16 protein-coding genes are annotated in these 20665 nt (G+C 46.5%); 11 read left to right on the top strand and 5 right to left on the bottom strand.

Features of this window, described 5'->3' with window-relative positions:
• The 5 genes from umuC to TY87_RS15350 form a co-directional block, all read left to right on the top strand.
• Positions 1 to 983 (top strand): translesion error-prone DNA polymerase V subunit UmuC (gene umuC, locus TY87_RS15370; protein WP_100187745.1); only part of this gene is annotated, 983 nt, incomplete at its 5' end.
• Positions 984 to 1101: 118 nt separating this feature from the next.
• Positions 1102 to 1401, top strand: a complete 300-nt coding sequence (locus TY87_RS15365; RefSeq protein WP_100187742.1) for a type II toxin-antitoxin system RelE/ParE family toxin — start codon at positions 1102 to 1104, stop codon at positions 1399 to 1401.
• A 12-nt stretch (positions 1402 to 1413) separates the two neighbouring features.
• Positions 1414 to 1698, top strand: a complete 285-nt coding sequence (locus tag TY87_RS15360) for an addiction module antidote protein (protein ID WP_100187741.1) — start codon at positions 1414 to 1416, stop codon at positions 1696 to 1698.
• Between the two features lie 10 nt (positions 1699 to 1708).
• Positions 1709 to 2119: a GFA family protein gene (locus TY87_RS15355; RefSeq protein ID WP_100187740.1), complete on the top strand. Its 411-nt coding sequence runs from the start codon at positions 1709 to 1711 to the stop codon at positions 2117 to 2119.
• Positions 2120 to 2413: 294 nt separating this feature from the next.
• Complete coding sequence (locus TY87_RS15350; protein ID WP_100187739.1) at positions 2414 to 3688, top strand: cation:proton antiporter; 1275 nt, start codon at positions 2414 to 2416, stop codon at positions 3686 to 3688.
• A 55-nt stretch (positions 3689 to 3743) separates the two neighbouring features.
• On the opposite strand, the gene TY87_RS15345 is transcribed toward TY87_RS15350, so the two are convergent.
• A complete protein-coding gene (locus TY87_RS15345; RefSeq protein WP_072839252.1) occupies positions 3744 to 4265 on the bottom strand; it encodes an NADPH-dependent FMN reductase in 522 nt (173 codons plus the stop codon).
• A 21-nt stretch (positions 4266 to 4286) separates the two neighbouring features.
• Positions 4287 to 5471 (bottom strand): MFS transporter, encoded by a 1185-nt coding sequence (locus TY87_RS15340; protein ID WP_100187738.1) that lies wholly within the window; start codon positions 5469 to 5471, stop codon positions 4287 to 4289.
• Between the two features lie 132 nt (positions 5472 to 5603).
• Here TY87_RS15340 and soxR point away from each other — a divergent pair, with 132 nt between their 5' ends.
• The gene (gene soxR / locus TY87_RS15335; protein ID WP_100187737.1) at positions 5604 to 6053 is read left to right on the top strand and encodes a redox-sensitive transcriptional activator SoxR; all 450 of its coding nucleotides are present in this window, start codon (positions 5604 to 5606) and stop codon (positions 6051 to 6053) included.
• 21 nt (positions 6054 to 6074) lie between these two features.
• Here the strand turns inward: soxR and TY87_RS15330 are convergent, their stop codons facing one another.
• Positions 6075 to 6290 (bottom strand): hypothetical protein, encoded by a 216-nt coding sequence (locus TY87_RS15330; protein ID WP_100187736.1) that lies wholly within the window; start codon positions 6288 to 6290, stop codon positions 6075 to 6077.
• Between the two features lie 252 nt (positions 6291 to 6542).
• Here TY87_RS15330 and corA point away from each other — a divergent pair, with 252 nt between their 5' ends.
• The 4 genes from corA to TY87_RS15315 all read left to right on the top strand — a co-directional run bounded on the left by corA (position 6543) and on the right by TY87_RS15315 (position 10028).
• Positions 6543 to 7730: a magnesium/cobalt transporter CorA gene (gene corA, locus TY87_RS15325; RefSeq protein ID WP_100187735.1), complete on the top strand. Its 1188-nt coding sequence runs from the start codon at positions 6543 to 6545 to the stop codon at positions 7728 to 7730.
• 52 nt (positions 7731 to 7782) lie between these two features.
• The gene (locus TY87_RS22930; RefSeq protein WP_269777516.1) at positions 7783 to 7908 is read left to right on the top strand and encodes a hypothetical protein; all 126 of its coding nucleotides are present in this window, start codon (positions 7783 to 7785) and stop codon (positions 7906 to 7908) included.
• A 283-nt stretch (positions 7909 to 8191) separates the two neighbouring features.
• Complete coding sequence (locus tag TY87_RS15320) at positions 8192 to 9034, top strand: carbon-nitrogen hydrolase family protein (RefSeq protein WP_100187734.1); 843 nt, start codon at positions 8192 to 8194, stop codon at positions 9032 to 9034.
• Positions 9035 to 9299: 265 nt separating this feature from the next.
• Complete coding sequence (locus TY87_RS15315; protein WP_012069699.1) at positions 9300 to 10028, top strand: VIT1/CCC1 transporter family protein; 729 nt, start codon at positions 9300 to 9302, stop codon at positions 10026 to 10028.
• Between the two features lie 91 nt (positions 10029 to 10119).
• Here the strand turns inward: TY87_RS15315 and TY87_RS15310 are convergent, their stop codons facing one another.
• Positions 10120 to 10524, bottom strand: coding sequence for an MAPEG family protein (locus TY87_RS15310; RefSeq protein WP_157789904.1), 405 nt, complete (start codon positions 10522 to 10524; stop codon positions 10120 to 10122).
• Between the two features lie 259 nt (positions 10525 to 10783).
• Positions 10784 to 11611 (bottom strand): PRC-barrel domain-containing protein, encoded by an 828-nt coding sequence (locus TY87_RS15305; RefSeq protein ID WP_100187732.1) that lies wholly within the window; start codon positions 11609 to 11611, stop codon positions 10784 to 10786.
• Between the two features lie 163 nt (positions 11612 to 11774).
• Between TY87_RS15305 and TY87_RS15300 the strand changes: the two genes are divergently transcribed.
• Positions 11775 to 20579: a glycoside hydrolase family 94 protein gene (locus TY87_RS15300; protein ID WP_100187731.1), complete on the top strand. Its 8805-nt coding sequence runs from the start codon at positions 11775 to 11777 to the stop codon at positions 20577 to 20579.
• The last annotated feature ends 86 nt before the right edge of the window (positions 20580 to 20665 follow it).

The raw sequence follows: 20665 nt of genomic DNA, 5'->3' as shown, positions 1-20665 counted from the left end.
GGCTAGAAGTGTATTCCATCGATGAGGCGTTTATGGATTTAACCGGTGTCGATCATGTGACGGATTTACTGGTGTTTGGTAAACGAGTAAAGGCCAAGGTCGATAAATGGACGGGCATTACGGTAGGCGTGGGCATCGCGCCAACCAAGACGCTGGCGAAGTTGGCAAATCATGCCGCGAAGAAGTATCCAGCTACGGGTTCGGTGGTGGATTTGATGGACCCAGACAGACAAAAGCGATTGCTGGCTTTGTTGGATGTGAGTGACGTGTGGGGCGTTGGCCGTCGAACAACGGCGAAGTTAAAGGCGAGGGGGATCAACACCGCATTGGATCTGGCAAATGCTGATCCTAAATCGATTCGAAGCGAGTTTTCTGTGGTGTTGGAGCGAACCATTCGAGAGTTGAATGGTGTGTCATGTCTGGATTTGGAATTGGTAAGGCCAACAAAGCAGCAAATCATTTGCAGTCGGTCCTTTGGTCATAAAATCACAGATAAGCGTGAATTACGGGAAGCCATCGCCAAATACACAACCCGTGCTGCCGAGAAACTACGCGGAGAAAAACGTCTTTGTCGTGTGGTGAGTGTGTTTATTCGTACCAGTCCATTTATTCCAAACGAACCGCAATACTCGAAGACTCTGTCTGCAGAACTTCCTAACCCAAGCGACGACACGCGAGACTTATTAGAAGTGGCCGACGTGTTGTTTAATCGACTCTGGCGTGAAGGTTTTCGCTATATGAAAGCTGGCGTGATGCTGGCGGATTTTTATGAACGCGGCAACTTTCAACAAGATTTACTCCGAGCAGATAATACGAAAATCAACTCAAAAGCCCTAATGAACGTCGTGGATCAAATCAACCACAGCGGCCTCGGCAACGTCTTCTTCGCCTCGCAAGGTGTGTCGCCTCAATGGGCCATGAAACGAGAACATCTATCGCCAGCCTATACGACCAATTGGGAAGAACTGCCAAAGGTTTGGTGAGGTCTGTCAGTTGCTAATGACCTTCCTGAATTTACTAGACACCAATAGTTTTTATGCAATTGAATATTGCAAGATGTTTCCTTTAGGATACAATTAAACGGAACAGAGGAGAAATGCTTTGCAGTACAGCATCAAAAAAACGGATTTTTTTGATAAGTGGCTACGGAAATTAAAAGACACTCAAGCAAAAATCCAAATATTGAACCGAATCGCACGAATAGAAAGTGAAGGATACTTTGGTGATTATAAAGAGATAACAGAAGAGCTTAGCGAACTACGTTTTTTCGCTGGTCCTGGTTACAGAGTTTATTTCACTGAAAAAGACGGTCAAATTGTGATCCTTCTAGCTGGTGGTGATAAATCTAGTCAACAGCGTGATATAAAAAAAGCAAAAATATTGCTTAATGATTTACTTTAAAGGAGAGAGATCATGACAAACACAACAGCATTTGACGTGGCAAGCTACCTCGAAACGGACGAAGATATTAGGGCGTTTTTATCGACTGCTGCGGAAGATGGGAGCCCTGAGCATTTAATCTATTGTCTGGGTATTGCTGCAAGAGCAAGAGGTATGACGCAAGTAGCTAATGAGGCGGGCGTCACTCGCGCGAGCCTTTATAAATCACTTTCAAGTAATGCAAATCCAAAGCTAGAAACAATCACTAAGTTGTTAGGCGTTTTTGGCTGCAAGCTGAAAATTACGCCAATTGATTAAAAGGAATTTTATGTATCAGGGGAGTTGTTTATGTGGGTCGGTGACATTAGAAATTCATGGTGGTATAGATTCCATTATTCATTGTCACTGCTCTAAGTGCAGAAAAAGCTGTGGCACTGCTTATGCCACGAATGGGTTTATCGCTACAAAAGAGTTAGTGATAAAAACCGGGAAGGAGCTGATGGCATTTTATGAGACTTCACCGGGGAAAAAACGTCATTTTTGTAAGGTGTGTGCGTCACCCATTTTTAGCAGCAACGAACAATCGCCAGATCGTCTAAGATTGCGCCTTGGCATTATAGATTCTGATATTGAAGAAAGACCACTCTCACATAATTTTGTGTCATCAAGCGCTAACTGGGATGATCTGGATGCAAACTTACCTCGTTATGATGCCCATGAACCAAGTCGAGGAGTTTAGGGTTAGATGAAAGCCATATCTATTTTTGACCGGAATGTTGTCGAGAGTAATAAGTACATCTAGAACAGGAAAATGAGTCTGAACGATAAGACAATCTCTTGTGTTAATCCCATGCTCTGTACGATAGAGCACAGATAAATCCTCCAGAATTCATTACATTTGTTGCTGATCAATATGCTTCACACGCTGTATAAACAGCCCTGCTAGATGTCGATAATGCTAGGTCTCTATGAGTGTTTAGTCAGAAAAGGGTATGACACTTTTTCAACTCAATAACAAACATCAGGAGATCCAATGAGTTTCTTTTCCTTGGTCAGTATTTTGATCACGCTTGCTGCGGTATCCAGTTATTTCAATTATCGATATATCAAGTTGCCGACGACCATTGGTGTCATGCTGGTGGCGTTGGTAGCGTCGCTTACGCTAATTATTATTGGTCCTTACACATCGGGAGTTCGTGAGCAGGCGGCGTCATTGGTGTCGCGCATCGATTTCGATAAAGTCGTATTGCACGGTATGTTGGCCTTTTTGCTCTTTGCGGCAGCCATTCATGTCAAGCTGGATAGCTTAGGGCGTGAATGGTTATCCATTGCTTTGCTTGCTGTGGTTGGCACCTTGATGTCGACCTTTATTGTCGGCTGGGTAACTTGGTTGCTTCTCGGTTGGCTTGGTTTAACCATTCCATTTTTGCATGCACTTTTATTCGGTGCTTTGATCTCGCCGACGGATCCTATTGCTGTGCTTTCCATTATGAAATCGGCGGGCGCCTCTGAGCAGCTCGAAAGTCAGATGGCGGGAGAATCGCTCTTCAACGATGGACTGGGAGTGGTGGTTTTTCTAATATTGTTGCAATTGTCTGGTTTGGATACGCCAGCGGCTGATGGCAGTGCTGCTTCCTCTTCCATCGACATGGCAGCGATCGGTGTCTTGTTACTGAAAGAAGTGGGTGGCGCGTTGTTGCTGGCATCGATAACAGGTTATACGACGTATCTCATGCTGAAACGTGTGGATAACTACCAAGTGGAGGTGCTGCTGACGTTGGCTCTTGCAATGGGATTATATGCGTTGGCGGATAGTTTGCATTTGTCTGCGCCTATTGCCGTGGTGGTTGCTGGTTTGTTTCTTGGTAATCATGGTCGTTTGTTCGCTATGAAGGACAAAACACGGGAACACGTGGATACCTTTTGGGAGCTGATCGATGAGATTCTCAACGTGGTGCTTTTTTTCCTAATTGGTTTGGAACTACTTGTTTTACCCATTGAAAGTGAGTGGTTGTTTGCGGGCGCTTTGTCGATATTGGTTGTATTGGCGGCTCGTTGGTTCTGTGTAGCAAGCATTATTGGCCCGCTTAGTAAGCTGACAAGTCAGTCAAAAGGGGCGATCACTATTCTTACGTGGGGCGGCTTACGCGGTGGTATTTCGGTGGCGATGGCCCTGTCGTTACCAGTGAGTGAGTCTCGTAGTTTGATACTAACGCTGACTTATTGCATCGTCATATTTTCGATTGTCGTGCAAGGGTTAACCATGGGTAAGGTGATCCGCATGAGCAGTCGCTCGACGAAAGAGTGACTGCTTGCAGATAGTTATCTAATAAAAACGTGTATTCTTTTTAAACTAGACAAAGTTAGAGCTTGTGGATTGCAGCGAGCAGGCTCTGGTTGAATGGCTCATCAGTCACGACATTTTTCTCCGCATCAAAGTTATCGTAGAAGCTGGGTAGCGATATGGCGCCGATGACGTTTGCGGCAAAGTAGGGCGCTGAGGCTTGTGCGGCGGCTAAAACACTTTGTGCTCCACTGGGGCCGGGTGAGGTGGATAGCATAAGAACGGGTTTATTCTGAAAGACTTTCATGTCTATTCGGGATGTCCAATCGAATAGGTTTTTATAGGCAGAAGTATAAGAACCGTTGTATTCAGCGAATGACATAACGATGCTATCGGCCGAGCCAATGGCGTTATAAAAATCGTGTGCTAGTTGTGGAATGCCCGATTCTTTTTCTCTGTCTTCACTGTAGATCGGCATTTCAAAATCGTTAATGTCGATTAGCGAGACGTCTGCGTTGTTGATTTGCTGCGCGGCATAAAAAGCCAATTGCTTGTTGATAGAGTTTTTGCTGTTGCTTGTGCCGAAGGTCAGTACTTTCATTTTAATATCCAACGATTAATGTTATTTCAAGTTTGTGATGAGAGCGGATTGCTTTTTTAGGGTAGTGGTGCCTGCAAGGGCTAGGACTAAAGTGAAAGCCCCTGCTAATAAGTAAAAATCACTGTATCCAAGCTTGGCGATAAGAGCTGAGGAAAAAAACGGGGAAACAAATTGTCCGATGAAAATGCTGCTGGTGAGCACGCCAGACGCGAGTCCGCGTTTGTTGCTTGGCACAAGTTCCATGCCTTTTGTCATGAAATTAGGCATCACGAATCCCATACAAACTCCCATTAGGCCGCAACCGAGAATAACAGAGCTGAACGAAGTAGCTTGTGATAGCACGAACATGCCAAGACTCATGGCGATGAAGCTTATGAGAGCCACGCCGTAACTTTGGATTTTGGCAACCAGTTTGCCAAAGAATATACTCGATATCGCCGCCATTAAGGTGCCCATTCCGATCGCTAAGCCTGATTTACTAGGGTCGGTTATGCCAATCTCCACCATAAAAAACGGTACTTGTGTTGGAAGGATATAAAAGACCATAAAGTGGCAGAAAATAAGAATTGAGCAGCCAATGAGCGTTTGTTTCCAACGTGTATTTTTATAGTCTTGCTTGTGATCGCTTGGCTGAACTGCCTGCTTAGTTTCAGAAATAGACAGAAATATTAGCGGTACGAATAGAATGGCAATAGCATAAATATAGAAGGGAAGCCGTGCGCTAGAGTTGGCTAAATAGCCAGCTGTGACAATGAATAGGATGCCGCCAATACTAGAAAAAGCTTGTTGCAAACCCATGAATTGGCTTCTTTTCTGTCCAGAATAATAATCGGTTATTAGCGCCGTTACGGCGGTCATCAGTCCTGCGACACAAATACCCAAGATCGCTCTACTAATGATAATGGCTTCTAATCCTTGTAGTTGTGCACCAGCGGCACCAGCTATGGAAAAGACGATGGTGGCAATGATGATTTGATTTCTGCGACCGAACTTATCGGCTGTCCAGCCTAATGCTGGCGCGAAAATCACCACAAATAAAGCTGGGATCGGTAACAGCATCTTTACTAAGAAATCGGCTGAAGGAGTTCCCGAAAACTCGTTAGCCAAACCGGGTAGTGCTGGGGCAATGGTGACATTAGACATAACCGTTAACGTGGAAATTAACAGCAGGCAAAGTGCTCTGGGTTCTAATAGATTGGTTTTCATTAAGGCTTTCTTCCTAGATATAGATAGTATTCTTTCAAGTATTTTCTAGCTGTTTTATTAAGTACTGAGCTTGAGCAATCTTGGATTTGCAGCTATTCTGCAACCTGAACTTAAGTTGAGGTCAAGCATCAAATGCAAAAAAAAGTTATTCCTGAGTGGATTTCTGTGGGTATGCTAAGTGAAAGGACTGGCGTATCTGTGTCAGCTTTGCATTTCTATGAAAGAAAAGGCTTGATAAAAAGCCAAAGAAATACATCCAACCATAGGCAATACCCAAAACATGTCATTCGGATTGTCTCTTTGATTCAGGTGGCTCAGCGGACGGGATTTTCTTTGGAAGACATTTTGTTGGAGTTTGAAGGATTACCAAACCGAACCCGCGTCACCCTAGAAGATTGGGAAGCGTTGGGTTCCCGATGGCAAAGCGAGCTTGATAGGAAGATTACTCAATTAATGGAACTGAAAAATATGATGGCCGATTGTATTGGCTGTGGTTGTCTGTCTCTTGAAAGGTGCCGGCTTCTCAACCCATACGATGAGCTGGGCGAAAAAGGCACTGGGCCACGACTGATGACAGAATAGGCTCAATCGACTTTTTGTGACCTATTTTTCTACTGGAATGTCTTTGATTATTTTCAAGATCGCAGGGTCGTTGCCAAGTCCAGCTAGATCGATGAGATAGCTTTTTTCGAGCTCTGGCATTGCTTGGTCTGCGATTAATTCTTTGAGTAGTGTTTGTTCATTGTTCGCGATGGCAGTTTTGATTGCGGCAAAGTTGGCGATACTTTGGCTGTGCTTGTGAGTATTGTTAGTTTCCATTTGTCGTGCTTCCTCTTTAGTTAAATTAAAGGTTTAGCTTGTTTCTAATCACCACGCTGCTTGTTTCTAATAACCACACTACGGGTGTAGCGGATAGAATGCAAATCTCTCTTTTGGACGTTTGTTCGTCAGCGCACCGATAGGTTTTGCCATTCGTCCTATCCTGCCTGTATATTCTTTTGATCTCTTTATTGCAGGCTTCGAAACTCTTACGAAGTAAGCCATTAAAAGTCAAAATGATAAGGGTGAAGAATGACGAAAGATAGCGATGTCTCAGTGGATCAAGCCATTAATGAAACCAATGATAGTGCGTCTTTATTAGGTTCTGGTGCTTGGCAAAATATGCCTTATCGCCAAGTAACGCCCGGTGAAATGCCCGGAATTGAGCATCTGGCGGATGTGTCTGATCCACCGGAAGCTGGCACGGTTATCATCAGTTACATCGATTATTCGGGAACTAAGTATGAAACCGGTTATGTGACGGATCTTGCCGACTATTTTGCTAAGCCAATACCAGATTGGGTGACAACTCGCTGGCTAAATGTCAGTCGTCCGCATCCTTATGTAATTAATCAATTTCGTCAGCATTTTGGTTTTCATACCCTAACGGCGGAAGATGTGATGCACATCCCGCAACGTCCTCGGGTTGAATTTTTTGATGACCATTTGTTTGTCGTGTTGCGAATGTTGCAACTTAATAAACAAGAATCGGACAATCCTTCCGCTGGCAGTGTACTGGACGCAGAACAGGTGAGTTTGTTTCTGTATGACAAGGTGCTAATTACTTTTCAAGAAAAGCCAGGCGATGTCTGGCAGCCAATTCGTGAGCGATTGCTTAAAGAAAATGCGCGTATCCGCAAAAATGGCACTGGTTATCTGCTTTATGCTTTGTTAGATGCCATGGTCGATCATTGCTTTCCGGTATTGGAAGAATATGGCGATATCCTCGAAGAACTTGAAATAACTACGTTAGAAAAGCCCACTCCGGCGATATTACATCGTATTCATGCGGTAAAACGTGAGTTGTCGTTGTTGCGGCGGATTGTCTGGCCAATACGTGAGGTGATTGATCATCTTTATCGTGAAGAAGATGGACGTATGGGGGAGGCCACTAAGCCTTATCTTCGAGATGTGTACGAACATACTATTCAGATTGTTGAGATTATTGAATCTTATCGCGAGATGGTTAGTGGTCTGACAGATCTTTATATGTCGGCGGTGTCCAATCGCATGAACGAAATCATGAAGGTGCTGACCATTATGTCTTCGGTATTTATTCCATTGACTTTTATTTCCAGTATTTACGGGATGAACTTTGAGTATATGCCAGAGTTAGGTAAACACTGGGCGTATCCGGCGCTGTGGGTGTTTTTTATCTTGTTGACGCTTGGCATGCTACTTTTCTTCAAGCGTAAGGGATGGTTGGGAAGTAATAGTTAAGCGTTTCATTTCGTTTTTTACTTCAATCTCTTAACAGAGGAATAACGTTTCTATGTCTAATCAAGTCACTGGGTCTAATCAAGTCACTGGGTCTAATCAAAGCACTGGGTCTAATCAAAGCACAGAGTCTAATCAGGAACATCATCGAGTGGATTGGTTCGGAGCCGCTGTAACATGAGCAACTACTGATCAATGTTCCGACATCTTTGGTGATTGCGAAGGATGATCCGGCGGCGGAAGGCTATACCGAACGGTATAAGAACTGGACGCGTGTGACAACGGACATTCATTTGATCGAACTGAATGAAGGCGAGCACTATTTTATGCGGACACAACCTGAAAAGGTCGCTGAATTAGTCAAGTACACATTGTTTTAGTCAAGTGCATGTTTTAGTTCGTGATATTTTGATTTACGATCAGCGGACACGTTGCGAGTCAGCTCTTTTCAAAGGAATGCAAATATGGAAAGTCAATTGAGACCATATCCGGACAAAACATTGCGTGTGGCTGTTGCACAGGCGCAGCCATACGCCGGGGATATTCGTGCCAATGTCCGTCAGTCCGTCGCGTTGATCCGGCAAGCTGCGGAACAAGAGGCCAGAGTCGTCCTGCTGCCGGAAAAATTTCTCAGCGGTTACGAGCCGGATCTGATCAAATCAAATCCTGCAGCATATGCAATCAGCCCGCATGATGAACGGCTTGACCCCATCGCCGCTGCTTGTCGCGAGTCAGGTGTGACGGCGATCGTCGGTGCGGCGACATGGCAGGCGGATCGGTTCTACATTAGTTCGGTGTGTTTCAATGAACAGGGGGAGCGCATCATGGACTACCATAAGCGTGCGCTTTTCAGTAGCGAAGCGGATTTCTTTACTCCGGGCAGTGAAGCTGGCGTTCTGCATATTGACGGGTGGAAACTGGTGCTTGCCATCTGTTATGACTCAGGATTTGCAGAACATGCGCGATCCGCGGCGGTCGACGGCTGCCATGCTTATCTGGTGAGTGCCTTGTTCAGTCAGGGGAACGGTTATCATGAATCTCGGATCTGGATGCCGGCCCGGGCGCTCGACAATACGATGTATGTCCTGATGTCGAATCATGTCGGTACCACGGGGGGATGGCCCGCTTGCGGTGCTAGTGCGATTTGGGGGCCTTACGGTAATCTGATTGTAGAAGCCCACGAAAGTGAGCCCGGTGTCGTTGTGGCCGAACTCGATCCTGAAATTTTGAAACAAATGCGATGCAAAGAAACGATGCTCAATGATTTTGTGAATCGGTATTCATGCTTGTCGCCAACTGAGGCCTGATGACGAAACTGAATATAAAAAGTAAGCACTGGGTGCGTCAGCGCACCGATGCATTTTGTCATTCGTTTTATCCTGCCTGTTTGTTCTATTAATCATTATTTCCAGTCTATCTAGTCTTCAAAGGGTGAACTTTGAGTGCGTGCCAGAATTGAAAAACACGCGATCTATGATGAGTTGTGGATGTTTTCACTTAAATTTCTTATTAAGTCGAATAGCCTACCATTGGGATAAATAGCAGACACATAGTCAGAGGAATAACGTTTCTATGTCTAATCAAGTTACTGGATCTAATCAAGCCACAGGGTCTCATCAGGAACATCATCGCCAACATCGAGTGGGTTGGTTAAGAGCTGCTGTTTTAGGTGCGAATGACGGTATTGTTTCCACGGCAAGTTTGATTATCGGTGTGGCGTCGGCCAATTCTGGACACACGGCGATCATGGTTGCAGGCACGGCAGGTTTAGTGGCTGGTGCTATTTCTATGGCGGCGGGGGAATATGTATCGGTGAGCTCTCAGGCTGATACGGAAAAGTCTGATTTGCAGGATGAAAAAAAGTCACTTGAACAGAATTACGAGGAAGAGGTGATAGAGTTAGCTGATATCTATCAAAAGCGAGGTGTGGAGCCAGAACTGTCCGTCACTGTGGCACGGCAACTGATGGCGCACGATGCGCTGGCGGCGCATTCTCGAGATGAAATCGGGATTTCTGACTTATCAGCAGCGCAACCTATAACGGCGGCTTTTTCTTCAGCGTTGAGTTTTACTTTGGGTGCGGCATTACCCTTGATGACGGCGTATTTTTATCATGATGAAGCAAATTTGTCCGTTGTTACCGCTGTGTTGTCTTTGGTGTTTCTCGCTATTTTAGGGGCGATTTCATCTTATTTGAGTGGTGCGAAAATGCTCACTGGTATAGTACGGGTCGGTTTTTGGGGCGCGTTAGCTATGGCGACGACGGCACTGGTCGGTATTGCTTTTGACGTTGCGGTTTAACAAATTAAATAGCCGATAAAAAAATGGACTGCGAGGTGCAGTCCATTTTTAATTGTTTTTAAACTATCAATATTGTTAATGATTTTGACGGTTAGATGCCACCAGCAAGGCCTGACATAACACCATAAGCCATAACCGGAATAGCGATTAAACTAGGTGCAAAGATGAGAGAACGGACAATCCGCACACCGAAAATATAGACTGGTACATACAGAACTCGTGAGATGATTGTGGCCAGCGCTGCATAATACGTCCAAGGATTGGATACATCGGTACTGACAGCTAAAACTGCCAGCGGTACATACATGATGCCGCCTTCCTTTAAATTTTCTAGCGTTCTATCGATACGATTACCCAAAGGTTTTTTACTGGGCTGCGCTTTTTCTCTGTTGCCAAAGCTAAACACTAAACCAGCTGTTTTGGCCATATAAGTTGACTGTAAAAGCACCATTATAAATATGAGCAGAGCGTAGATTACGACACTTAGTAATTCCATTGACATTTCGTTGAAACCTCTCTTTTTTATCGTTTTTGCGTGTTTTCTGCGCGTACTAATTAACCATAGTTAAAGTCTGTCTACGAGCAAATAATGGCTACTCAATGTAACAATTTTGTGTGTTTTCGTTAAAGGATTGAGCGAGATAAAAACGTAGATTTTATAGATGCGTTATTGCTTTAGTATTACTTGAAATGATGAAATGGACTGCATTGTACAGTCCATTTTTTAGAGCTTAGATAATAGGTTTTTTTAAGGGTTAATCTTGCTTTACTAGATTGGCTTTTTCGCCTCTCGCCCAGTAGCCAGTTAAACCATAATGATCGTAAACCGCTAGCTCATGTTCTCGGTTTAGGTTTTTGGTGGTGTGGTACTCGGGTGCTTCTTTTATTTGATGGCGAGTTAAGTTGATGGTGACTGAATTATCGGTCCAATCCATGTCTTCTATCCACTCTGGCGAGATAAGCACTTTGTGACCGCCAAACCAATTAGTGGTATCGACCATGAAGTAGCGAACCGCCATGGTATTGTCTTCAATTAGAAGCCCAGAAACATGCCCCATTTCACCGTCGATAGCGTGGATTTTGTAACCAATGATGGCTTTGCAACTGCGTAGGTTTGGATCATCGTTTTGATGTAATTCGCGTTTGGCTTTTTCATGAGCAAGCGTTGCATTGTCTGATTCTTCTTTAGAGTCTGGGTAATGGCCAAAGCCTGGATACAATGAATATGGATACATGCCGCCACCCCAGAATCCAGTTCCGCCCCAATAATACGGATAGCCGTAGTAGCCTAAATGATCTATCTCGTGTTGGCGGGAAACTGGTTGGTTAGTGTCAATTTTAGGGCTGTTTTTTACTTGTTCTTTGGTGATGGCGACGGGAAAGACTTTTTCTCGCCAGTTGGCTTTTTCTATTCCGATAGGGGAGATTAAGACCTTACGGCTTGATAGCCAGCTGCCGGTTTCAACGACGAAATAACGTACAACCCATTCCTCGTCATCAAACAAGAAATCTGTCACTTCGCCTATATTGCCATCGGTGGCGGCAATGGTGTATCTCTCTAAGTCGTGCATGCTGCGTAACATAATTGATTGTCCTTTTGTCTTGTCTGACGGATTTGTCTTCCTATTAAACTAACCTTCCTGCCTTATGGTGTCAGTTCGCTGGCGTACAGACGCTAGATCGCTTGTTTTATTAAGATGAAAAGACGCTTGATTGCGCCATTCATCAGATGATTTTAAGGCGATTATGTTAAACACTTTTTCTTCTCTACTTGGACGACGATTTTCTCACTCGCTTTGGGACAGCACGATTCCTGTTCGAGAGGAGTTGTTTGGTTTAGAACGGCTTGAAGAACACGCAGAAAGTTTGGCCAAGGCTCAACAAGCATTTGGTTCTGAACCTTCTGTATTGCCTTTGCAGACGCGACTTGATGAAAACGCCACGGCCTTATTAGCGTCTTATCGTGAAAGTGCTGTTGAGTTGGAGCGAGGTGGAAGTGTGGTTCCCGCCGCGGAATGGCTGCTGGATAACTATCATTTAGTGGAAGAGCAAATTCGCGAGATCAGAGATGATTTGCCGGACAGTTATTATCGACAATTACCTAAGCTAGCCGATGGGCCTTTTGCAGGCTATCCGCGGGTATTTGGTTTAACCTGGGCGTTTGTAGCGCACACCGATAGCCATATAGATCCTGATGTTCTGGTGCGATTTATTCATGCTTATCAAAAAGTTCAACCGCTCACGATTGGCGAATTGTGGGCGGTGGCGATTACGCTGCGCATTGTATTAATTGAAAACTTGCGACGTTTGGCTGATCAAATTGCCGTCGGACGCGACGCTCGCCACGACGCCGATCATTTCACCGAGCGGCTTTTGGTGGCAGGTTGTGCTCATTCAGCGTTACAAGAAGACATCGCCTCCCGCTCACCGGAACCGCTATCAGAAGTGTTTGCTGCGCAATTGGCGAAGCGATTGCGTGACCAAGATCCGAAAACTACACCAGCATTAGATTGGCTAGAGCAGCGCCTACAACTGCAAGGTCTTTCGGTTGAAGAAGTGGTGCAACATGCCCAGCAACGCCAAGGCGCATCGAACGTCACTATTCGAAATGTAATCACCAGTATGCGGTTGATTTCTGACATTGATTGGTCGGAATTGTTTGAAAAAGTCAGTCTCGTCGATCAAGAGTTCTATCGATACAACTTGTTTGCCCAAATGGATTTCCCAACACGTAACTTGTATCGCAGCGCCGTGGAAGAACTGGCGCGAGGTTGTGATTATTCGGAAATAGACATTGCCCAGCGCGCCGTAGAAATGGCAAAAGACAGCTTAGCTTTATTAGAGTTGAAGAGTGTTGAATCAACACATGCAGAAGCGACAGAAACGTTAATGGAAGAAGCTAAGGTAGAGATAAACCGCTTCGGTGACCCAGGTTATTATTTGATTGAACAGGGCCGTTTAGCTTTCGAAAAATCCATCGCCTATAAACCCACCATGCGATTAAGAGTCCGGCGTTTTCATGTGCGCCTAGGCGTCGCGGGTTACAGTGGCACGATTGCCATTGTCGCCTTGGCTTTTCTTACCATGAGTATTTTCTTCGCGGGATTCATGGCGTTTCCTGCACAATCTTGGTTGCTATGGGCAGTAGTGGCCTTTATTCCCGCCACAGAAGTGGCGTTTGCCATCGTTAATCGTTTAGTGACCTGGCGCTTTGGTGCGGTGATGTTGCCGGGACTTGAACTAAAAGCGGGCGTGCCGACCTCGTTACGAACCTTAATCGCCGTGCCGACTTTGCTCACCTCAGAAGCGGATTTATTAGAACAAATTGAACGTCTAGAAGTGCATTATCTGAGCGGTATCGACGGTGATGTGAGTTTTGCTTTGTTAACTGACGGCAAAGATGCCGATCTAGAAGAATTAGAAAGCGACGCCTTATTGTTAGAAAGGGCGGCGTTGGAAATTGATCGGTTAAACCAGCGTTACGAAGAAGGTCCATCCGGCCCGCGTTTTATCTTGTTGCATCGCCGTAGATTATTTAATCCAAGCGAAAATGTGTGGATGGGCTGGGAGCGTAAACGCGGCAAGTTGCATGAGCTGAACCGATTATTACGCGGCGCGACGGACACCACGTTTATGGCCATTCAGGGCAAAGCGCCCAGTGTGCCGAGTGATGTTCGCTACGTGATTACTCTTGACGCCGACACTCGTTTACCACGAGAAGCGGCGTTGCGATTAATCGGTAAAATGGCGCATCCATTGAATCGTCCACGTTTGGATAAAGTCAAACAGCGAGTTGTTGCAGGCTACGGAATTCTTCAGCCTCGCGTCACACCGTCTTTGTCGGTGGGCACGGAAGGTTCTTTGTTCCAGCGTATATTTTCTGCCCCCGGCGGAATGGACCCTTATGCTGCGGCGATTTCCGATGTCTATCAAGATCTTTTCGGCGAAGGTTCTTTCACTGGCAAAGGCATTTACGATGTCGATATGTTCGAAGCCGCGCTGGCGGATCGTGTGCCGAATGACACCATGCTGAGCCACGATTTGTTCGAAGGCATTTTTGCGCGCGCAGGTTTGGTGTCGGACGTGGAAGTAGTGGAAGAGTTTCCAGCACGATACGATGCCGCTGCGAAACGTCAGCATCGTTGGATGCGAGGCGATTGGCAGTTGTTGCCGTGGATTATGAGCAAACCAACAGAGCAGGGCGTTTCCAGTTTGGGGCGTTGGAAGCTGCTCGACAATTTAAGGCGTTCGCTGGTGGCACCAACAACCTTGTTAGCCTTGGCGTTAAGTTGGTTGTTGTTTCCGTCGTCGGCGTTATTTTTTAGCGCTGTATTATTGGCTGTCATGGCTATACCGCCGTTGTTGCCGTGTCTTTTTTCAATGATTCCTCGTCGTTCTGGCGTGGATACCAGCAACCATTTTAGACTTTGGTTAGGGGATTTACGTCTTGCTTTGAGTCAAACTTTTTTGTCAATCGCCTTACTGCCTGATCAAAGCTGGCGCTCATTGGATGCGATCACACGCACCTTGTTGCGTTTGGGTGTGACCCATCGGCGTTGTTTGGAATGGGCAACCGCGGCGCAGAGTAACGCTAGTCCACGACTCAAGGTGGTGGGTTTTTATCAAAACATGGCCTGTGGCACCTTGCTTGCCTTAGCGGTTTGCTTGTTTGTCATCGTGGTGAATCCGGCAGTGTGGCAGCTGGTGTTGCCGTTTGCTTTGCTTTGGTCTCTTGCGCCTTTGGTGGCCGTGTTTGTTAGTCGATCACCGGAAGTCTTGCGACCTGATGAACTTGATGTCGGTGCAGTCACTTTACGCCTTACTGCACGCAAAACGTGGCGCTATTTTGAAACCTTTGTCACAGAAGAAGATAACTTTTTGCCTCCGGATAATTTCCAAGAAGACCCAGAACCTGTGGTGGCGCATCGAACTTCGCCGACCAATATTGGTTTGTATTTGTTGTCGTCTGTGGCAGCGCGGGACTTTGGTTGGACTGGGTTAATTGAAACGATTGAACGGCTTGAAAACACCTTTATCACTTTGCTTAAGCTGCCTAAATACAAAGGGCATTTGTTTAATTGGTATGGCACGCAAACTTTGCATACTTTATTACCTGAGTACATTTCTTCGGTAGACAGCGGCAATCTTGCTGGGCATTTGATTGCGCTGGCAAACAGTTGTGAGCAATGGCGCGAGGAATCTGTAGTTGGGCAATCTAATGGACAATCTCAAGACACTTTAATCGCTAAGCCAAACTTCACAGTGCGCTCGGGTTTTATGGACAACATTACGTTGGCTAGACAATCCTTAGTGGCTGAATCAAAACAAGCAATCCATTCTGTTAGTCCAGATTTGAGTGTTACTGCAACGGACAGCGAACATCCATTGTTGGCAACCTTGGATAATATCGAGAGTAGATTAAACAGCCGACAGACTATTGAGGCGTTAACGCCGATTTTAATTCGATTGACCGATAAAGCCGCGAAATTGGCTCGTGAGCGAACATTGGGTTCGGGCGAAGAGATTGCACAAGGGCGCCATGCTGATTTCATTTATTGGATTGAAGCCGCCAATAAAGTGATGGTTGAACAGCAGCGCGATACGCTTGAGCAGCGCAATTCTCCCGATTCTTTGCTGGCTAGATTAAATGCTCTGGCGAGCACAGCACGAAATATGGCACTAGATATGGACTTTGCATTTCTCATTGATCCTGAGCGCAAACTTTTGTCGATTGGTTATTCTCTTGCCGAAAACAGCCTCGATCCAAGTTGTTACGATTTATTGGCTTCGGAAGCACGATTGGCAAGTTTGTTTGCTATTGCCAAAGGCGATGTGGCAACCAAGCATTGGTTCCGTCTTGGTCGAGCGGCAACGCCCATGGGCAATGGCTCGGCGCTGATTTCTTGGTCGGGTTCCATGTTCGAATATTTGATGCCGTCGCTGATTATGCGAGCGCCAACGGGCAGTCTGCTTGAACAGACCAATCGGCTGATCGTTGAGCGTCAGCAGGAATACGGCAAACAGCTTGGCATTCCTTGGGGCGTGTCGGAATCTTCTTATAATGCCCGTGATATCGAGTTTACTTATCAATATTCCAACTTTGGTGTGCCGGGACTTGGTCTAAAACGCGGCTTAGCGGAAAATAGAGTCATCGCGCCTTACGCTACAGGGCTTGCAACCATGATTGATCCTCAGGCGGCGGTTGATAATTATGAGCGCTTAAACAGCATGGGCGCTTGTGGGCGTTATGGTTTTTACGAGGCGCTGGACTTTACGCCGACGCGTTTACCCGTTGAAAGCCATGTCGCCATTGTACGCAGTTTTATGGCCCATCATCAGGGCATGACCATTGTGGCCATCGCCAATACCTTGCTGGAAGGCGCATTTAGACAACGTTTTCATCAAGAACCGATGATTCAAGCGTGCGAACTCTTATTGCAAGAACGCATGCCAAGGGATGTTTGCATTAGTCATCCACGGGCAGAAGAAGTGAAAACCTTCGCGTCCACTTTAACGGTAATTGCGCCGATCGTTCGACGCCTAAGCCCAACAGCTGCAGGCTCGCCCATTACGCATTTGTTATCGAACGGTCGCTATGTGGTGATGTTGACCGCCACTGGCGCAGGCTACAGTCGTTGGCGCGACATTGCGGTGACCCGATGGCAGGAAGATACCACATGCGATCATTACGGCAGTTTCATTTTCTTACGTGATAAAAATACAGGTCAGCTTTGGTCGAGTTCTGCTCAGCCTTTGCAAGACGAAGGTCATTATCCGGCAGGTGTGTTTGAAGAAGATCATGCGGAATTTGTGCGTCATGATGGTGAGCTAACCACGACAATGGATGTGTTGGTTTCCGGTGAAGACGATGGCGAAGTACGTCGTATTTCCTTGAGTAACAATGGTCGAGCGGCTTATGACATTGAACTGACGTCCTATCTTGAATTGGTGCTAACGACGCCAGCAACAGACAACGCTCATCCGGCCTTTGCCAAGATGTTTGTGCAAACGGAATATGTCCCTGAATACAATGCGCTAATCGCGACTCGCCGTAAACGTGCTGCGCAGGAACCTTCTGTTTGGGCGGCGCATTTTGCCATTGTAGAAGGGGAAGTAACGGCCGATCCTCAATATGAAACCAACCGTGCCTTGTTTATTGGACGAGGTAATTCCATTGCCACCGCCGCGGCGTTTGATTGTGACGATTCGTCGGTTGAAAGTGTCGATCTGAACAATTCAATTGGGACCGTGCTAGATCCTATTTTCTCGTTACGCTATGCCGTTCATGTGCCAGCAGGCAGTGTGGTGAAAGTGGCGTTTTGGACAGTTGTGGCGTCTTCTCGTGAAGAATTAATGGATCTTATTGATCGACATCATGACCGCAGTGCTTATGACAGAGCGAAAACCTTGGCTTGGACGCAGGCGCAAGTGCAATTGCGTCATTTGGATATTAGCCCAACCGAGGCAGGCGATTTCCAACGACTTGCTGCGCCGATTATTTACGCCGATCCGCGTTTTCGTGTTTCAGCCGACTCCATTCATCGCGGCATGGCGGGTCAGTCTGTGCTTTGGCCGCATTCGATTAGTGGTGATTTGCCCATTGTGCTGTTGCGCATTGATGACGTCGAAGACATTGATCAAGTGAAGCAATTATTGCGCGCCCATGAATACTGGCGCATGAAGCGTCTGGCAGTGGATCTGGTGATCATCAATGAGCACGCGTGTTCTTATTTACAAGACTTGCAAATTGCCATTGAAACCGCAGTACGAAGTAGCCAATCACGGCCTCGACTAATCGATAAGTCTAACGGTGATCATGTGCAAGGCGCTGTGTATGTTTTGCGTGCAGACTTGGTGGATGTGCAGGTTCGTGATTTGCTGAAATCGGTTGCTCGGGTGGTGCTTATTGCTCGTCGAGGATCTATTGGTAAACATATTCATCGCTTGCCGCCAGCGTCGACTTGGCCGCCGAAGATTCGTTCGATGAATGAATCGACTGGTGGTAATGTCATTCCATTCAAGGCAAAGAATTCAACAGCCAGGGACAAGTTAGCAGCCCTGAAACAAGGGCTAGAGTTCTTCAATGGCTTGGGTGGTTTTGGTTTAGATGGTCGGGAATATACGGTGATTCTTGAAAACGGCGCCTCGACGCCTGCGCCTTGGATCAATGTCATTGCCAATGCGAGTTTTGACTTTCATGTGTCGGTCGAAGGCAGTGGTTATACGTGGGCGGAAAACAGCCGCGAGAACCAGCTAACGCCTTGGTGTAATGATCCCGTTTCTAATCCGTCTGGTGAAGCGATTTACGTGCGCGATGAAGACAGCTTGGAATTGTTTGGCGCCACGGCTCAGCCGCTTCGTTCTTTTAATCAAGCGAACAACAAAGCCAATCAAAGTGCATTTGTTGCTCATCATGGTCGTGGTTATAGCTGTTTTGAACATCAAGCGGATGGTTTGGCGCTGACCTTATTGCAATACGTACCTTTGGCAGATCCGATTAAAATTTCACGCTTAACTCTGCATAACCAAACGGGGCGACGTCGTCGATTCTCTGTTACGTCTTACGCCGAATGGGTGTTAGGCACAGCTCGAGGAACGTCTGCGCCATTTATTACCACGGATTTGGATTCTGCTGGTTCAAACGCCTTATTCGTTTGTAATCGCTGGAATGTGGCGTTTCCGGGGCGTGTTGCTTTTGCCGATATGGGCGGGATGCAGTCGACCTGGACGACAGATCGCACCGAGTTTCTGGGACGCAATGGTCGCATGAATGCACCAGCGGCTTTGCTTAGGGATTCGTCTTTGTCTGGCAGCATTGGCGCAGGACAGGATCCTTGTACTGCACAGCAATCTATCGTTGAGCTTGAACCGGATGAATCGGTGGAAGTGGTGATCTTGCTGGGGCAATGTGCTTCGGTCGGCAAAGCCCGCGATTTGATCGAGAAATATCGCCATGCGGATTTGGATCAAGTGCTGGCTGACGTGACACAGCATTGGGATACCTTGTTAGGCGCAGTTCAGGTGAAAACGCCTGATCGAGCGATGGATATCATGCTCAATGGTTGGCTGCTTTATCAGACGGTGGCGTGTCGAATGTGGGCGCGTTCAGCGTTTTATCAAGCCAGCGGCGCGTATGGTTTTCGAGATCAATTACAGGACGGTATGTCGATGACATTCCGCCGACCGGATATGACCAGAGCGCATATTTTGCGTGCGGCGAGTCGTCAGTTTGTCGAGGGCGATGTACAGCATTGGTGGTTGCCTCATACCGGGCAGGGTGTGCGTACGCATATTTCTGATGATAGAGTCTGGCTGGCGTATGCCACGGCGACCTACATTGAAACCTCGGGTGATGTGTCTATTTTGGAAGAAAAAGTCGCCTTTATCGAAGGGCCGCCTTTGCCTGCGGATCAGCATGATGCGTATTTTTATCCTACGGAATCGGATGAGTCTGCAACCTTGTTTGAGCATTGTGCTCGCGGTTTGGATCAATGTCTTGAACTGACGGGCGGAAATGGCCTGCCATTAATGGGCACGGGCGATTGGAACGATGGTATGAACCGTGTCGGGGAAGGCGGCCAAGGGGAAAGTGTTTGGTTAGGTTGGTTGCTGATTCGTACCATCAATTTATTCTCGCCCATGGCGCAAATTCGTGATGAAGACGAACGAGTACAAAACTGGGTAACTCATGCCAGTAAAGTAAGAGAAGCCATTGAAGAAAAAGCTTGGGACGGTGACTGGTATCGTCGGGCGAACTTCGATGACGGCAGTTGGTTAGGTTCTAAAGACAACGACGAATGCCAAATTGATTCTATTGTGCAATCTTGGGCGATATTGTCTGAAGCGGGCGAACCAGAACGCGCCGCGAAAGCCATGGAGTCAGTCGAGCAATATCTGATTCAACCCGAGTCAAAACTGGCGTTATTGTTTACGCCGCCATTTGATAAAACCAGCCATGATCCGGGTTATATCAAAGGCTATCCACCGGGCTTACGGGAAAACGGCGGTCAATACAGTCATGCCGCTATGTGGGCGATTTTAGCCTACGCTAAATTGGGGGATGGTAACAAAGCCAGCGACTTGTTTAATTTGCTCAACCCGATCAATCACGCACTGAATGCGGAAGACACCGAGCGTTATAAAGTCGAACCTTATGTGGTCGCGGCGGATGTATATTCGGTTGCGCCTCACACAGGCCGCGGCGGTTGGACTTGGTACACAGGCTCAGCGGGTTGGATGTATCGTGCAGGAATGGAAGGCATACTTGGTATTCATCGAGAAGGCAAGGAACTGACGATTCAGCCTTGTATTCCGTTAGGTTGGCCGGGATTTGAAGCCACCGTAAAAGTCGACGATACGGAATACTTTATAACCGTCGAGCAATCGGCTGATCGCGCTCATTTTTCAAAAACTGAAGACCCTATAGAAGACTCTTTAGTACGAAGTGGAATCCGAGCTGTGGTGGATGGCATGGATATTCAAATCACCAACAACATTGTGCGCGTACCACTGGATGGTGGAACACATAAGTTGAATATTTCATATTTGTAATTTTAATAAATAGAGCAGGTGGTTATATTTTCAGCCTTACAAAAAGGGAAGTCTTGCGTCGACTTCCCTTTTATTTTTGTTAGCAA

The sequence above is a fragment of the Marinomonas sp. BSi20584 genome (assembly GCF_002792415.1).
Lineage (GTDB): Bacteria > Pseudomonadota > Gammaproteobacteria > Pseudomonadales > Marinomonadaceae > Marinomonas > Marinomonas polaris.
Note: the sequence above shows the minus strand (reverse complement) of the source record. Positions and strands in the feature narration are given on the sequence as shown.

Coding starts and splice junctions, on each gene's coding strand:
- TY87_RS15360 (WP_100187741.1), top strand. CDS start 1,414: ATGACAAACACAACAGCATTTGACGTGGCAAGCTACCTCGAAACGGAC.
- TY87_RS15355 (WP_100187740.1), top strand. CDS start 1,709: ATGTATCAGGGGAGTTGTTTATGTGGGTCGGTGACATTAGAAATTCAT.
- TY87_RS15350 (WP_100187739.1), top strand. CDS start 2,414: ATGAGTTTCTTTTCCTTGGTCAGTATTTTGATCACGCTTGCTGCGGTA.
- TY87_RS15345 (WP_072839252.1), bottom strand. CDS start 4,265: ATGAAAGTACTGACCTTCGGCACAAGCAACAGCAAAAACTCTATCAAC.
- TY87_RS15340 (WP_100187738.1), bottom strand. CDS start 5,471: ATGAAAACCAATCTATTAGAACCCAGAGCACTTTGCCTGCTGTTAATT.
- soxR (WP_100187737.1), top strand. CDS start 5,604: ATGCAAAAAAAAGTTATTCCTGAGTGGATTTCTGTGGGTATGCTAAGT.
- TY87_RS15330 (WP_100187736.1), bottom strand. CDS start 6,290: ATGGAAACTAACAATACTCACAAGCACAGCCAAAGTATCGCCAACTTT.
- corA (WP_100187735.1), top strand. CDS start 6,543: ATGACGAAAGATAGCGATGTCTCAGTGGATCAAGCCATTAATGAAACC.
- TY87_RS22930 (WP_269777516.1), top strand. CDS start 7,783: ATGTCTAATCAAGTCACTGGGTCTAATCAAGTCACTGGGTCTAATCAA.
- TY87_RS15320 (WP_100187734.1), top strand. CDS start 8,192: ATGGAAAGTCAATTGAGACCATATCCGGACAAAACATTGCGTGTGGCT.
- TY87_RS15315 (WP_012069699.1), top strand. CDS start 9,300: ATGTCTAATCAAGTTACTGGATCTAATCAAGCCACAGGGTCTCATCAG.
- TY87_RS15310 (WP_157789904.1), bottom strand. CDS start 10,524: ATGGAATTACTAAGTGTCGTAATCTACGCTCTGCTCATATTTATAATG.
- TY87_RS15305 (WP_100187732.1), bottom strand. CDS start 11,611: ATGTTACGCAGCATGCACGACTTAGAGAGATACACCATTGCCGCCACC.
- TY87_RS15300 (WP_100187731.1), top strand. CDS start 11,775: ATGTTAAACACTTTTTCTTCTCTACTTGGACGACGATTTTCTCACTCG.